This is a genomic window from Oceanivirga salmonicida (assembly GCF_001517915.1).
Taxonomy (GTDB): domain Bacteria; phylum Fusobacteriota; class Fusobacteriia; order Fusobacteriales; family Leptotrichiaceae; genus Oceanivirga; species Oceanivirga salmonicida.
Genome location: NZ_LOQI01000139.1, coordinates 1 through 1,170 on the forward strand (window position 1 = coordinate 1; position 1,170 = coordinate 1,170).

General features: G+C 29.4%; 1 protein-coding gene. It reads left to right on the top strand.

Going from position 1 to position 1,170, the window contains the following annotated elements; translation table 11 throughout:
- Positions 1-66: 66 nt before the first annotated feature.
- A complete protein-coding gene (gene glpX / locus AWT72_RS08605; protein WP_067143654.1) occupies positions 67-1,083 on the top strand; it encodes a class II fructose-bisphosphatase in 1,017 nt (338 codons plus the stop codon).
- The last annotated feature ends 87 nt before the right edge of the window (positions 1,084-1,170 follow it).

Here is a 1,170-nt window from a genome sequence, read left to right on the forward strand (position 1 = left end):
AAATATATATAAAATTATGAAAGGAGAAGTATGTATAGTCGTATGACTATATCATACAAGTATGTTATGCAAAGAGAATTAGCCTTAGAATTTGCCAGAGTAACCGAAGCCGCTGCAATTGCAGCTCACAAAGCATTAGGTAAAGGTGATAAAAACGAAGCCGATAGATTAGCTGTTGAAGCTATGAGAATAATGCTTAATAGTATTATGATAGATGGAGAAATTGTTATAGGAGAAGGAGAAATTGATGAAGCACCCATGCTATACATAGGAGAAAAAGTTGGTAGAACTGATGGTAATTATATACCAGTTGATATAGCAGTTGATCCTATTGAAGGAACTAGAATGGTAGCACAAGGTCAAGCAAATGCAATTACTGTATTAGCAGTGGCAAAAAAAGGAAGTTTCTTACAAGCACCAGATATATACATGGAAAAATTAATTGTAGGTCCAAATGCAAAAGGTCTTATAGATTTAGATAAACCATTAATTGATAATCTTAAAATCATTGCAAAAGCAAATAATAAAAAGTTAAATGAATTATGCATAATGATATTATATAAACCTAGACATTATAAAATAATTTCTGAATTACAAGAATTAGGTGTAAAAGTTTACACTATACCTGATGGCGACGTTGCTGCTTCTCTTTTAACATGTATGGTTGATACTGATATAGATGCTATATACGGTATAGGTGGAGCACCCGAAGGAGTTGTATCTGCTGCTGCTATAAGAGCATTAGGCGGAGATATGCAAGCAAGGCTAAAACTAAGAAATGAAGTAAAAGGTGTTTCATTAGAAAATGATAAAATTTCAAAAGAAGAAAAAAGAAGATGCGAAGAAAAAGGTTTAGATTTATCAAAAGTCCTAAGATTAGATGATTTAGTTAAAGATGATGAAATAATTTTTTCAGCAACTGGTATAACTACAGGAGATTTATTAAAAGGAATTAAAAGAAAAGGCGATATAATTAGCACACAAACTTTACTTATAAGAGGTAATTCAAAAACTATAAGATATATTAATTCTGTACATAACATAAAATTCAAAGATAAAAAAATTTATAATTTAATAAAATAAAAATACTCAAAATCAAATAAAAAAAGATGAAGAACTAATACATTTTTATATTTTCTTTCATCTTTTTTGAGAGTGCGGTAAAAAGTC

Bases quoted from the DNA above. Each gene is read 5' to 3' on its own strand.
- glpX (WP_067143654.1), top strand. From the start codon at position 67: ATGCAAAGAGAATTAGCCTTAGAATTTGCCAGAGTAACCGAAGCCGCT.